The organism is Telluria sp. ZT3P25, assembly GCF_059685895.1.
On record NZ_JCASIJ010000002.1, the window covers coordinates 765888 to 778738 of the forward strand.

General features: G+C 63.7%; 11 protein-coding genes and 1 tRNA gene. 10 read left to right on the forward strand and 2 right to left on the reverse strand.

All coding sequences use genetic code 11. From position 1 onward, the window contains the following. Positions 1 to 8: 8 nt before the first annotated feature. The 6 genes from lolB to pth all read left to right on the forward strand — a co-directional run bounded on the left by lolB (position 9) and on the right by pth (position 4302). Complete coding sequence (lolB, locus tag AC56LY_RS22025; protein ID WP_499583468.1) at positions 9 to 635, forward strand: lipoprotein insertase outer membrane protein LolB; 627 nt, start codon at positions 9 to 11, stop codon at positions 633 to 635. Positions 636 to 646: 11 nt separating this feature from the next. Continuing rightward, positions 647 to 1540, forward strand: a complete 894-nt coding sequence (ispE, locus tag AC56LY_RS22030; protein ID WP_499583469.1) for a 4-(cytidine 5'-diphospho)-2-C-methyl-D-erythritol kinase — start codon at positions 647 to 649, stop codon at positions 1538 to 1540. Positions 1541 to 1623: 83 nt separating this feature from the next. Then, positions 1624 to 1700, forward strand: a tRNA-Gln gene (locus tag AC56LY_RS22035). A gap of 145 nt (positions 1701 to 1845) precedes the next feature. Continuing rightward, positions 1846 to 2796, forward strand: coding sequence for a ribose-phosphate pyrophosphokinase (locus AC56LY_RS22040; protein WP_183554159.1), 951 nt, complete (start codon positions 1846 to 1848; stop codon positions 2794 to 2796). A 203-nt stretch (positions 2797 to 2999) separates the two neighbouring features. Further along, positions 3000 to 3593, forward strand: coding sequence for a 50S ribosomal protein L25/general stress protein Ctc (locus AC56LY_RS22045; protein ID WP_183554157.1), 594 nt, complete (start codon positions 3000 to 3002; stop codon positions 3591 to 3593). A gap of 124 nt (positions 3594 to 3717) precedes the next feature. After that, on the forward strand, positions 3718 to 4302 hold the full coding sequence (gene pth / locus AC56LY_RS22050) for an aminoacyl-tRNA hydrolase (RefSeq protein WP_258837205.1): 585 nt from the start codon (positions 3718 to 3720) through the stop codon (positions 4300 to 4302). A gap of 21 nt (positions 4303 to 4323) precedes the next feature. Here the strand turns inward: pth and AC56LY_RS22055 are convergent, their stop codons facing one another. Continuing rightward, on the reverse strand, positions 4324 to 6072 hold the full coding sequence (locus AC56LY_RS22055) for a DUF3857 domain-containing transglutaminase family protein (protein WP_499583163.1): 1749 nt from the start codon (positions 6070 to 6072) through the stop codon (positions 4324 to 4326). A gap of 105 nt (positions 6073 to 6177) precedes the next feature. On the opposite strand from AC56LY_RS22055, the gene AC56LY_RS22060 reads away from it, so the two are divergent. From AC56LY_RS22060 to AC56LY_RS22075, 4 genes are all read left to right on the forward strand, one after another. Then, complete coding sequence (locus AC56LY_RS22060) at positions 6178 to 7278, forward strand: patatin-like phospholipase family protein (RefSeq protein ID WP_499583165.1); 1101 nt, start codon at positions 6178 to 6180, stop codon at positions 7276 to 7278. Positions 7279 to 7419: 141 nt separating this feature from the next. Continuing rightward, the gene (ychF, locus tag AC56LY_RS22065) at positions 7420 to 8511 is read left to right on the forward strand and encodes a redox-regulated ATPase YchF (protein ID WP_499583167.1); all 1092 of its coding nucleotides are present in this window, start codon (positions 7420 to 7422) and stop codon (positions 8509 to 8511) included. Between the two features lie 195 nt (positions 8512 to 8706). Next, a complete protein-coding gene (locus AC56LY_RS22070; RefSeq protein ID WP_499583169.1) occupies positions 8707 to 9552 on the forward strand; it encodes an MOSC domain-containing protein in 846 nt (281 codons plus the stop codon). A gap of 111 nt (positions 9553 to 9663) precedes the next feature. Then, entirely contained in the window at positions 9664 to 10782 is a 1119-nt protein-coding gene (locus tag AC56LY_RS22075) for a DUF484 family protein (protein ID WP_499583171.1), read from the forward strand. 3 nt (positions 10783 to 10785) lie between these two features. Here the strand turns inward: AC56LY_RS22075 and AC56LY_RS22080 are convergent, their stop codons facing one another. Continuing rightward, complete coding sequence (locus AC56LY_RS22080) at positions 10786 to 12765, reverse strand: monovalent cation:proton antiporter family protein (RefSeq protein WP_499583173.1); 1980 nt, start codon at positions 12763 to 12765, stop codon at positions 10786 to 10788. Between the last annotated feature and the right edge of the window lie 86 nt (positions 12766 to 12851).

Sequence of the window (12851 nt, forward strand, 5' to 3'; positions counted from 1 at the left end):
GCCCCATGATGCTGCTTACCCGACGCCTTGCCATCCTCGCCCTTGCCGCAACGGTCCTGACCGGTTGCGCGACAAGTACCGCCAACCTGTCCACCGCCACGGTCGGCGCGTATCGCGAAACGATCGACCTGGCAGGGCGCCTGTCGGTGAACTATCAGAAGGATGGCCGGGCAGAGTCGATCAGCGGCAGTTTCAACTGGGAGCAGCGTCCGGGCACGATCGATGTCACCCTGATGTCGCCGCTGGGCCAGACGGTTGCTGCGATCAATGTCACGCCAGGCGCGGCCACGCTCACGCAGGCCGGCCAGGCGCCGCGCACGGCAGCCGACATCGATAGCCTGACCCAGCAGACCCTCGGCTGGCCGCTGCCCGTGTCGGGCTTGCGCGACTGGCTGCAGGGTTATGCAGTCGATGCACAGGGGCAGCGTTTTCGCGCTTCGCCGGCCAGCAATAGCGTGACGACAAAGGATGGCTGGCGCCTGCGCTTCGTCGACTGGCAGGCGGCCGGGGCTGGTGACGCAGTGTCCGGTGCTGCTGCGGCTGCACCGGTGCCGCGCCTGATCCAGGCCGAGCGCGCCGCGTCGGGCGATATCCAGGATCTGGCGATCCGCATCGTCGTCAACCCGGCGGCTTGACCCTCATGCGCATGCGTTCCCTGCACGATTGCCCGGCCCCGGCCAAGCTCAACCTGTTTTTGCATGTCATTGGCCGGCGCGCCGATGGCTACCACCTGCTGCAAAGCGTGTTCCAGTTGATCGACCGCGCTGACCGGCTGCACTTCGACCTGCGCGACGACGAGCGCATCGTGCGCACGACCGATGTGCCAGGCGTGCCACACGACCAGGACCTGATCGTGCGCGCGTTGCGCTTGCTGCAGGCAGAATATGCGCGCCGCCATGGACGCCTGCCGCCGGGTATCGATGTGGCGGTCGAGAAGATCCTGCCGATGGGTGGCGGGCTGGGCGGTGGATCGTCCGATGCCGCCACGGCCCTGATGGCCGCGAACCACCTGTGGCAGGCGGGCCTCACGCGCGAAGAATTGATGGCGCTGGGCTTGCCACTGGGCGCCGATATCCCGTTCTTCCTGTTTGGCGAGACCGCGTTTGCGGAAGGGGTGGGGGAGGCCTTGCAGGCCGTGGAAGGCCCAGATTGCTGGTATGTCGTGCTCGAGCCCGGCGTTGCGGTGCCAACACCTGCCATTTTTTCTGCGGCAGATTTGACAAGAGACGCAAAGCCGGTCAGAATAGCGGACTTTTCCAGCCACACCAATTCAGGCAGCATGGTGGGGTTTGGTAAGAATGATTTGCAGAACGTGGCGATGCGCCTGTTCCCGCCGGTAGCTGAAGCGGTTGAATGGTTGAGCAGCTACGGCGATGCCAGGATGACTGGCTCAGGGGCATGCGTATTTTGCGCAGTCTCCAGCGAAGACGCTGCCGACCAGGTGTTGGCGCAGGTGCCGCAGAAGTATGCGGCATGGAAAGCGAAGTCGTTGAAGACCCACCCTTTGAAAAAATCGCTCTTGCAAAACAATGAGTTGTAGAATAAAATTTTGCCTGTCGCGACGCTGAGCAGCACAGAAAGATGTGCAGCACAATGTGAAGCGGCAAGTAGTACAGGTCGTGTAGGGGAATCGCCAAGTTGGTTAAGGCACCGGATTTTGATTCCGGCATTCCAAGGTTCGAATCCTTGTTCCCCTGCCAAAGTTTTCTTGTTCTGTCGATGCCGATGCGTCCAGCAAGAGAATCGCGATGCGGTGCCAAGCGCCATATCAGCAAGTTAATCAGCCGGTATAGCCGGCTGATTGTTTTTCTACTGTATTAACGCTTCTTACCTTTTGGGACTCCCATGGCTTACGAAAACCTGATGGTTTTTACCGGCAATGCCAATCCGGCGCTAGCAGAAGGGGTCGCAAAAAGCCTCGGTATTCCTCTCGGCAAGGCTGTCGTCTCGAAGTTTTCTGACGGCGAAGTCATGGTCGAAATCAATGAGAACGTGCGCGGCAAGGATGTCTTCGTCCTGCAGTCGACCTGCGCACCGACCAACGACAGCCTGATGGAAATCATCCTGATGGTCGACGCTCTCAAGCGCGCCTCGGCTGGCCGTATTACCGCGGCGATTCCTTACTTCGGTTATGCCCGTCAAGATCGTCGCCCGCGTTCGGCGCGCGTTGCGATCTCGGCCAAGGTCGTGGCGAACATGCTGGAAAAAGCCGGCGTCGAGCGCGTCCTGATCATGGACCTGCACGCTGACCAGATCCAGGGTTTCTTCGATATTCCGGTCGACAATATCTACGCATCGCCAATCCTGCTGAGCGATCTGCAGAAGCGCAACTACGACGACCTGCTGGTCGTCTCGCCGGACGTCGGCGGTGTGGTGCGCGCACGCGCCCTGGCCAAGCGTCTGGGTTGCGACCTGGCGATCATCGACAAGCGTCGCCCGAAGGCGAACGTGTCCGAAGTGATGAACATCATCGGTGAAGTCGAAGGCCGCAACTGCGTGATCATGGATGACATGGTCGACACCGCAGGCACACTGTGCAAGGCTGCCGAAGTGCTCAAGGAGCGCGGCGCCAAGAAGGTGGTTGCTTACTGTACGCACCCGGTGTTGTCCGGCCCGGCGATCGAACGCATCGCGAACTCGCCGCTGGATGAACTGGTCGTCACCGACACGATCCCGCTCAGCGCCGCTGGCGCCGCTTGCGGCAAGATCCGCCAGCTGACCTGCGCACCGCTGCTGGCCGAGACTTTCAAGCGGATCGTCAAGGGTGACTCGGTGATTTCGCTGTTCGTCGACTAAGCTTCATCGACGTTGTATTCCACGGCGCGCCTGGCTGATTAGCCGGCGCGCCGTTGTAGCATCCAGGATTTCCGTATCTTTTGAGCGCGTAACAATGCGCTCTTTCCTGACTGCCCCTGGTCGCGGGGGTGGTCGCCACTTGGCTACCGGGCTGTTGATCGTTTTCTTCGGCATTCGGGCCTGTTTTATTTTTGGAGTATCACATGAAAGTAGTCGCATTCAACCGCACTCTGCAGGGGACCGGAGCGAGCCGCCGCCTGCGTAAAGCTGGTCAAACGCCAGGCATCATCTACGGTGGCGCAGGTACGCCTGAGCTGATCGCCCTGGACGGCAACGCCCTGTGGCACGCGCTGAAAAAAGAAGCGTTCCACGGTTCGGTTCTGGACCTGGAAATCGACGGCAAGACCCAGCAAGTCCTGCTGCGTGACTTCCAGATGCACGCGTTCAAGCAACTGGTCCTGCACGCTGACTTCCAGCGCGTCGATTCGTCGAAGCCAGTGCACACCAAGGTCGCTTTCCACTTCGTCAACGCCGAGAACTCGCCAGCCGTCAAGCTGAACAGCGCTGTCATCTCGCACGTGCTGAACGAGCTGGAAGTGTCGTGCCTGCCAGGCCAACTGCCAGAGTTCATCGAAGTCGACCTGGCAAACCTGGAAGCCGGTAACTCGATCCACACCGACGACCTGGTCCTGCCAGAAGGCGTCACCGCACTGACCCATGGCCAGAACCTGACCATCGTCACCGCAACCATCCCACGCGGCGCAGTCACCGCTGAAGAGACCCCAGCTGCCGAGTAATCGCAGCTGACGCGTCGCTCCGGCGACGCATCGCAAAGAACCCGCCGCGGCTTGCCCGGCGGGTTTTTATTTTTTGATTTGCACGTTTCGGCGATAATCGCCTTTTATCGACAGAATCTCACGCATGTCCATTCGACTGATCGTTGGTCTCGGCAATCCCGGCCCCGAGTACGAACAAACCCGCCACAATGCCGGCTTCTGGCTCGTGGACAATCTCGCCAATGGCTTGCCCGGCTGCCGTCTGCAGCGCGAATCGCGTTTCAATGCCCTGGTTGCCAAGACGTCGATTGCCGGCAACGATGTCTGGCTGCTCGAGCCGCAGACCTATATGAACCGCTCCGGCCAGTCGGTAGGCGGTCTGGCGCGTTTTTATAAAATCAATCCGGATGAAGTGCTGGTCGTGCACGACGAACTCGACCTGCCGCCGGGCGTTGCCAAGCTCAAGAAGGGTGGTTCTTCAGGTGGTCACAATGGCCTGAAGGACATCACGGCGGCGCTGGGCACCCAGGATTACTGGCGCCTGCGCCTTGGCATCGGCCATCCGCGCACGATGAATCTGCAGCAGGTGGTGGCTGACTTCGTTCTGCACCGTCCGCGCCGTGAAGAGCAGAGTCTGATCGAGGAATCGATCGACAAGAGCCTGCATATCATCCCACTTGTCTGTGAAGGCAAGTTCGATACGGCCACGATGCGGTTGCACACCGCCTGACAGGCCTGTGCACGGCGAGCGTCAGCTACGCTTGAAAACCACCTGCGAGCGCAGGTCGCGCACCATGCGCTCGAGTGCGGGCCGCATGCGCCGGTAGTCGTCGGGCGTGCAGGTTGCCGCCGTGTGGCGGAACTTGAGCTGGCGCTGCACCGTCACCAATGGGCCGCGCCGCGCATAGCGCGAGCGGTAGGCAAAGTTGGCATCGTCCACATGCATGGCGCGCGGCAGTGTCAGCACGCGCGAGCGCGTCGGAAGTTGAAAGCGCACTTCGTCCTCGGCATCGATCGCTGGGCACACAAAGTCCTGGTGCCGCTCGGGTTCTTGCGTGAACGCGAACACGGCCTCGCTCAAGCTGCCCCTCAGATCGTAAGTCGTAGCCAGCCGTGCCGGCCCTGGCGGTTTCGTGAAACCGTTGCTGGCGCCGCGCAACGATATGGCGATATTGCCGTCCGGGGCGCGCCGGTACGGTTCTGCCAGGGCGCCGCTGCCGGTGCGCGTGACCGTAAAGCAGCGGCTGCCATCGGGCTGGATGGTGAACTGCGTGAGCGTGTGGCTATGCGCCTGCTGGAAGAAAGGGAGCATCGCGAACTCGCCCGAGCGCGTCAGCACTGCCGGCTTGCCAAGCAGCGCTGCCGGCAAGAAGCCGCCCGCCACGTTCTCGGCCGTCGGATCGAGATACAGCTGCAGCGACGGCACGTAGACGATCGCGTGATTGAGCACGCCCAGCGTGGGCACGGCGGTCAACTGATAGGCGTTACCGTTGTTGACGAGAGCAACGGTGCTGTCGATGCCGGCGCTGGCCAGCAGGGCGACGAGCAGCGTTGTCTGGTCCTTGGCGTCGCCATAGCGATTGGCCAGCACGCTGGCCGCCGCGTGCGGCACGATGCCGCCGGGGCCCAGGTGCATGCCCACATAGCGCACGTTGCGGCGTACCCAATCGGACAACGCGATCGCACGCGCACGGGGCTCGACCAGATCAACGGTCACGCGCGCCGCCAGCGCCGCTACCGTGTTGTCAGGCTGCGCGTGTGCGCCCGCGCGATCCTGGTAGGCGAGGGCAAGGGCGGCGTAATCGGCGAAGCTGGAGACGGCGAGCCGCTTGCCGTAATCAAGATGGCTGACCGCGTCGGCTTCTGGTCGGACATTGTCGCCATCGACATAGCGCCACGCGTAGCGCCGTTTGCCAGCTGCGGGTGCGGGCAGGTCGGCGGCGGCGGTCGGGACGAACCCGGTGGCGTCGGCATGCAGCAGCATCGGGGCCGGCATGTCATAGACCAGCCGGAAGTCGCGCTGGCGCTGGAGGCGGGCACTGGACAGGTCTTCGAAATGGCCGGGAAACAGTGGCGTGTGGCGCCGCACGACGTAGCGCACGGCTACCTGGTCGCCGGCATCGACGTCGGGAAACACGACACGCTTCAGGCGCATGTTCTGGAACATCGGAGCGTCGACCGAAGCAGATTGTGGCTGGTCGCTGATCTGGTGCGGCTGCACGGAGAGCCGGCGCCCGTCGGCCTTCTCGGTATGCGCCTCAACGGCGATGATCTCCTCGAGTGACTGGTTGTAGGCGATGTCGTACCGGGCATAGTCGTGCAGCGCATCGCGCTGGGCGATGGTCCTGGTTTGTTCGACCGTGAGCAGATAAGCGCCGCTGGGTTCGACCACAAAGTAGCGTACGTGGCGCTCGACGCCGGTATCACGCGCGCATGCCGGCTGCAGCCCGAGTAATGGCCACAGAAGCAGACACAGCATGACGATACAGCGCAGCATCATCTCAATCTCCAATATGCGACCGACCCATGGTACGGGGCGGCGTTTGTGCAGGATTGATGTCGCGCAAGCGGCTGCTGTCAGCCGGACTTCTGCGATAATTTCACGATGAGAGCGCTTAACTTCCAGGCCGGCCCCCTTGCCATGGCCCAGATCGCCGCCCATGGCTTGCGCGCGCAGGACATTGCCATCGTGCCGGCGGCAGCCGGCGGCCCCAAAGGCCTGATTTTCGCGTCGCTCGATGCGTGGCTGTTCGGCGAGTGGTTGCCCACGGCGCCGCGCGAACGCACCCTGATCGGCGCCTCCATCGGCGCCTGGCGCATGGCGGCCGCGTGCCAGAAGGATCCGGCAAAGGCGTTTGCCCGCCTGGCCGAACTTTATACAGGCCAGCGCTACACGCGCCTGAAACCCAGCGCGCAAGAAATCGACGATGTCGTGCAAGTCCTGCTGGCCGAACTGGTGAGCGGGCACGAAGACGACATCATCCGACATCCCCATCACCGCCTGCACATCCTGGCCGACCGTGGCCTGCGTTCGCTGGCCGCACCGGTCGGCCGCCACGCCGAACTGCGCGGCTTCGCCTCGGCCGCGCTGCACAACGCCGGCTCACGGGCGTGGCTGGCGCGCTTGATGGAGCGGGTGGTCATCGGTGGCACGCGCGCAGGCGATCTGCCATGGCTGCACGAGCCGTTCGACCGTTTCACGACGCATTTCGCGCCACTGACCCGCGCCAATCTGGTACCTGGCCTGCTGGCATCCGGTACGCTGCCGCTGATCATGAAAGCGGTGACCGACATTGCCGGGGCGCCCCCCGGCAGCTACTGGGATGGCGGCATCATCGACTACCACCTGGCCTTGCCGTATGCGCGCGCGGCCGGCGCGGACAAGAGCGAACTGGTGCTCTATCCGCATTTCACCGATCACATCGTGCCAGGCTGGCTCGACAAAAGCATGCCGTGGCGACGCGCCGCGCGTGGCCCCAACCGTGGCTGGTTGGAGAACGTGCTGCTGGTAACGCCTTCCGCAGAATTCCTGCGTTCACTGCCGCGCGGTAAATTGCCGGACCGGACCGACTTCACGTCGTTCGGTCTCGACCACGACGCGCGCATCCGCGTATGGCGCCACGCGATCGGGGAGGGCGAGCGCCTGCGCGATGAGCTGGCCGAATTCGCGCTGCGGCCCGACCTGGCGCGCATCCAGCCAATTTAGCTTGTCATTGGGGCAATCGGCTCGTTGCAGCAGAGGCGCGGTGCGCCTTTTTTTTCAGCAGAAAAGCCGGTCCGGGTTACAATGCAGGGTTTAGGGCGGTTCATTGATCGCTCGCTTTTTACCGAATCAGAAAGAGTTCTCATGACCCTCAAATGCGGCATCGTCGGCCTGCCAAACGTCGGCAAGTCCACCCTGTTCAACGCGCTGACCAAGGCCGGCATCCCGGCTGAAAATTATCCGTTCTGCACCATCGAACCGAACGTCGGCGTTGTCGAAGTGCCGGATCCACGCATGGATGCGCTGTCGGCCATCGTCAAGCCGGAACGCATGGTCAATGCCATCGTAGAATTCGTCGACATCGCCGGCCTGGTCGCCGGCGCGTCGAAGGGCGAGGGCCTGGGCAACCAGTTCCTGTCGCACATCCGCGAAACCGACGCCATCATCAACGTCGTGCGCTGCTTCCATGACGACAACGTGATCCACGTGGCCGGCAAGGTCAGCCCGTTGGACGACATCGAAGTCATCCAGACCGAGCTGGCGCTGGCCGACATGACCGCCGTCGAAAAAGCGATCCACCGCGAAGGCAAGAAAGCGCGCTCGGGCGACAAGGATGCCGCCAAGCTGGTCGCCGTCTGCGAACGCCTGATGCCGCACCTGGACCAGGGCAAACCAGTGCGCACGCTGGGCCTGGACGCCGATGAAATGGAAATGATCAAGACGCTGCACCTGATCACGGCCAAGCCGGCGATGTTCGTGGCCAACGTGTCCGACACGGGCTTCACCGACAACCCGCTGCTGGACCTGCTGACCGCGTACGCCAAGGAGCAGAACGCGCCGATCGTTGCCATCAGCGCCGCAATCGAGTCCGAAATCGCCGAGATGGAAGATGCCGACAAGGCCGACTTCCTGTCCGACATGGGCATGGAAGAGCCGGGCCTCGATCGCCTGATCCGCGCCGCCTACAAGCTGCTCGGCCTGCAGACGTACTTCACCGCCGGTGTGAAGGAAGTGCGCGCCTGGACCATCCACGTGGGCGACACCGCGCCACAGGCGGCCGGCGTGATCCACACCGACTTCGAACGCGGCTTCATCCGCGCGCAGACGATCGCGTATGACGATTTCCTGGCGTACAAGGGCGAGGCTGGCGCGAAAGAAGCGGGCAAGATGCGCGCTGAAGGCAAGGAATATGTCGTCAAGGATGGCGATGTGTTGAACTTCCTGTTCAACGTCTGATCCTCGTCGGGGATACCCGGCGCGCTACCAAAGTAGGATGGACGGCTATGCCGTCCACGCGTTCAAACCAACCTCGCGCCGTGGTATGGCGAAAGCGAGTTGAACGCGTGGGCGGGGAACCCGCCCACCCTACGACCTTTATCTGAACGACATTGGCCCTGCAGGGCTTTTTTTACGCCGCCCGAGATTGAGCACATGGCCACCCTCACCGAACTCGTTATCTACCCGATCAAATCGTGCGCCGGCCTGTCCGTCCCCGAAGCCCGTCTGGCTCTCGACGGCCTGTCAGCAAACGGCGTGCACGACCGCGAATGGATGCTCGTCACGCCCAACGGCCTGTTTATGACTCAGCGCGAAGTGCCGCGCATGGCCACGGTCACGCCGCGCATCGACGCCACAGAGCTGATCGTCAACGCCCCCGGCATGCCGCCCCTGCACCTGCCACTGGCGCACGACGCCGCCGCCCCCACCATCGAGGTCCTGCTGTGGGAAGACCGCCTCCCCGCCGCCGATTGCGGCGACGCGGCCGCCAGCTGGTTCACCACCGCCCTCAACGCCCCATGCCGCCTGGTGCGCTTTCGCCCCGACGTGCACCGTCCAACCAGCACCAAATGGACGAAAGGCGTTCCGGCCGCCACGCGCTTTTCGGACGGCTATCCGATCCTGCTGATCGGCCAGGCGTCGCTCGACGACATCAACGCGAAACTCGCGCAGGCCGGTCGCGAGAAACTGCCGATGAACCGCTTCCGCCCAAATGTCGTCGTCGATGGCATCGCCGCGTTCGAAGAAGATTTCGTCGCGGCCTTCCACGGCGACGGAATGACGCTGCGGCCCGTCAAGCCCTGCGCGCGCTGCCCGATCCCAGCCGTCGACCAGGTGACTGGCATTCCCGGCCCCGATCCGCTCGACATCCTGCAAGCCTGGCGCGCCAATCCGCGCATGGACGGCGCCGTCACGGTAGGCATGAACGTGATCGTGCAGGATGGCATCGGCCAGACGCTGCGCGTCGGCCAGCCGTTGAACGTCGAGCTGGCCTTCTAGAGCACGCCACTGTCGCTAATTCGCCTAACCGCCTGCCTGATCAGGCGGTTTTTCATATCCAAGCCCAAGAGGATGGCGTAATGTTACGGTTATTGCTGAAAGGAATTCTTCATGCACGAGCCGGGCATTTCGTCGCGGGAACTAATGGCGGAAAACGAGACTTTGCGCGCACGCATGGCGTATCTGCTCGAACAGGCCGAGCGCAATCACGAGATCATGTGCCGCCACCAGGCATTCGACCTGCAGATCGTCGGCGCCAGCAGCTTTCCCGACCTGGTCGGCACGATCTTCAGCACGCTGCCCGTGATCTCGGACCTCGATATCGTCACGCTGTCATTGATCGACCAGAACGCCGATATCTACACGGTCATGCACCGCCTGGGCGTCGATTTTGAAACGCTGCCCAACCTGATGTTCTGCGAGCATGCGGTCGAACTTGGCTTTGACATGGCGCCGGAGCGCCAGCCGCGGCCCACCCTGGGCCCCTATGCGCCGGGCCGGCACCGCGCCATGTTCCCGCAGCCGCCGGCCGATCTGCGCAGCGTGGCGCTGGTGCCGCTGCTGCGCAACAAGCGCCTGATCGGCAGCCTGAACCTGGGCAGCGCGGACCCGGGCCGGTTCACGCCGGCGCTGGGCACCGATTTCGTCGAGCACATGGGCTCGATCATCGCGATCTGCCTCGAGAACGTGATCAGCAACGAGATGCTCAAGTACATCGGCCTGACCGATTCGCTCACCGGCGCCTACAACCGGCGCTACATGGACCGGCGCCTGGTCGAAGAAATCGCGCGCGCGCGGCGCCAGGGCTATCGTTTGTCCTGCATGTACATCGACATCGACCACTTCAAGCGCGTCAACGACACGGTCGGCCATCAGGGCGGGGACGATGTGCTGCGCGAGGTGTGCATCCGCATCAAGGCTGAACTGCGGATGTCCGATACATTGTGCCGCTTCGGCGGCGAAGAATTCGTCGTTCTGCTGATCGACGCCGACCTGGAAAACGCCAGCATCGTCGCCAACCGCATCCGCACCAGCGTGGCCGGTTTGCCGGTGGACTTGACCACGGGTGAGCAGGTGGATGTGACGGTGTCGATCGGCGTGGCGGCGCTGACCGATTTCGAGCGCGATCACGCCATCGAAGGCGTGGCGCAGGAGCTGATCGCGTCGGCCGACGCGGCGCTGTACCAGGCCAAGGCCGCGGGCCGCAACCAGGTCGTCACGTTCGCCTGACGGTTACAATAACCTTTCTTCGGCGCGGCTGACTGCTTCGCTGTCCCCGCGCAGCACCACGACGTCGCCCGATGCCAGCAGCACGTCCGGGCCGGGCGCCAGATCCTTGCCACCGCGCCGCAAGGCTGTTACCTCCACCGCCACATCATGCAGCCGCAACGCGCCCAGCGCCAGACCGATTGCGCCGGCCTGCGCATGAAGGCGCACCGAATGCAGCTTCACCTGGCCATGTTCGAGATCCGCACCGCTGTCGTCCGTGCCGTGGAAGTAGCCGCGCAGCGTGGCGTAGCGGCCCTTGCGCGCGGCCTGCACCCGGTGCACCACGCGGCGCAGCGGCACGCCCAGCGTGACCAGCGCGTGCGAGGCAAGCATCAGGCTGCTCTCGAGCGCTTCGGGCACCACCTCGGTCGCGCCGGCCGCCTTGAGCACGTCCATGTCGCCGTCGTCGTGGCTACGCACGATCACGGGCAGGGCGGGCGCCAGTTCGTGCACCAGGTGCAGCACCTTGAGCGCCTGGCGCGTGTCGGCGAACGTGATCACCAGCGCGCTGGCGCGGTGTACGCCGGCCGCGATCAGGCTTTCGCGGCGCGCCGCATCGCCATACGAGACCGACGCGCCGGCCGCCTGCGCCTTCTGCACCCGCTCCGGATCCAGGTCGAGCGCGTACCACGGCAAGGCTTCTTCTTTCAGCAGCGTGGCCAGGCTCTGGCCACTGCGCCCGAAGCCGGCGATGATCACGTGCTTCTGGGTGCTCATGGTGCGCGTGGCCAGCTGCGTCAGTTGCAGCGACTGCATCATCCATTCGTTGGCCGCGACCTTCATCACGATCCGGTCCATGTAGCCGATGATGAAGGGCGCCAGCAGCATCGACAGCACCATCGAGGCCAGCACCAGCTGCATCACGAACGGATCGATCAGCTTCGAGCCGGATGCATGACTGAGCAGCACGAAGCTGAACTCACCGGCCTGCGCCAGCGCGAGGCCCGTGCGCAGCGCGGTGCCCAGCGGCGCGCCGAACGCGCGCGCCAGCAGCACGATCAGGCCCGCCTTGAGCAGCACCACGAGCGCCAGCAGCAGCGTGACCTGCCACCAGTACTGGCTCACCAGGCGCAGGTCGAGCAGCATGCCGATCGTGATGAAGAACAGGCCAAGCAGCACATCGCGAAACGGCTTGATGTCTTCTTCCACCTGGTGCTTGTAGGGTGTTTCGGAGATCAGCATGCCGGCGACAAAGGCACCGAGCGCCAGCGACAGGCCGGCCTGCTCGGTGATCCAGGCGGAACCCAGTGTCACGAGCAGCAGGTTGAGCATGAACAGCTCCTGCGAGCGGCGCTTGGCCACGATCGTGAACCACCGCCCCATCAGCTTCTGGCCAAAGAACAGCAGCAGCGCCAGCACCAGTCCCGCCTTCAGTGCGGCCAGGCCGAGCGTGATGGCCATGTCTTCCGGATCGCGCGCCAGCGCCGGGATCATGATCAAGAGCGGCACCACCGCCAGATCCTGGAACAGCAGGATGCCGATGATGCGCCGCCCGTGTTCGCTCTCGAGCTCGAGGCGCTCGGTGAGCAGCTTGACGACAATCGCCGTGGACGACATGGCCAGCGCCCCGCCCAGTGCGAACGCGGCCTGCCAGGCCAAGGTGAGGTGGGGCATCAGGTACGCCGCCAGCAGGCCGATGCCCATGGCTGCAGCGACGGTCGTCACTACCTGGCCAAGTCCCAGCCCGAACACGATGCGCCGCATCGAGCGCAGCTGGCCGAGCGAGAATTCGAGCCCGATCGAGAACATCAAGAAGACGATGCCGAATTCGCCCAGTGCATGGGTAGTGGGGCTGTCTTCGGCCAGTGCCAGGGCGTGGGGGCCGATCAGGACGCCGACGGCCAGGTAGCCGAGCATCGGCGGCAACTGCAGGGTGCGAAAGGCCACCACGCCAAGGACGGCGCAGCCAAGCAGCAACAGGGTGAGTTCGAGACCAGAATGCATGGGGTGAAACGGGTGGTGGTTATGGTGGCGAGGCGTGCTTGTTATCGAATGTTACGACTGGCAAGTTTTTTGCTTTCGCAATTCGT

Bases quoted from the DNA above. Each gene is read 5' to 3' on its own strand.
- AC56LY_RS22060 (WP_499583165.1), top strand. From the start codon at position 6,178: ATGAGAGCGCTTAACTTCCAGGCCGGCCCCCTTGCCATGGCCCAGATC.
- AC56LY_RS22055 (WP_499583163.1), bottom strand. From the start codon at position 6,072: ATGATGCTGCGCTGTATCGTCATGCTGTGTCTGCTTCTGTGGCCATTA.
- AC56LY_RS22075 (WP_499583171.1), top strand. From the start codon at position 9,664: ATGCACGAGCCGGGCATTTCGTCGCGGGAACTAATGGCGGAAAACGAG.
- pth (WP_258837205.1), top strand. From the start codon at position 3,718: ATGTCCATTCGACTGATCGTTGGTCTCGGCAATCCCGGCCCCGAGTAC.
- AC56LY_RS22070 (WP_499583169.1), top strand. From the start codon at position 8,707: ATGGCCACCCTCACCGAACTCGTTATCTACCCGATCAAATCGTGCGCC.
- AC56LY_RS22045 (WP_183554157.1), top strand. From the start codon at position 3,000: ATGAAAGTAGTCGCATTCAACCGCACTCTGCAGGGGACCGGAGCGAGC.
- lolB (WP_499583468.1), top strand. From the start codon at position 9: ATGCTGCTTACCCGACGCCTTGCCATCCTCGCCCTTGCCGCAACGGTC.
- ychF (WP_499583167.1), top strand. From the start codon at position 7,420: ATGACCCTCAAATGCGGCATCGTCGGCCTGCCAAACGTCGGCAAGTCC.
- ispE (WP_499583469.1), top strand. From the start codon at position 647: ATGCGTTCCCTGCACGATTGCCCGGCCCCGGCCAAGCTCAACCTGTTT.
- AC56LY_RS22080 (WP_499583173.1), bottom strand. From the start codon at position 12,765: ATGCATTCTGGTCTCGAACTCACCCTGTTGCTGCTTGGCTGCGCCGTC.
- AC56LY_RS22040 (WP_183554159.1), top strand. From the start codon at position 1,846: ATGGCTTACGAAAACCTGATGGTTTTTACCGGCAATGCCAATCCGGCG.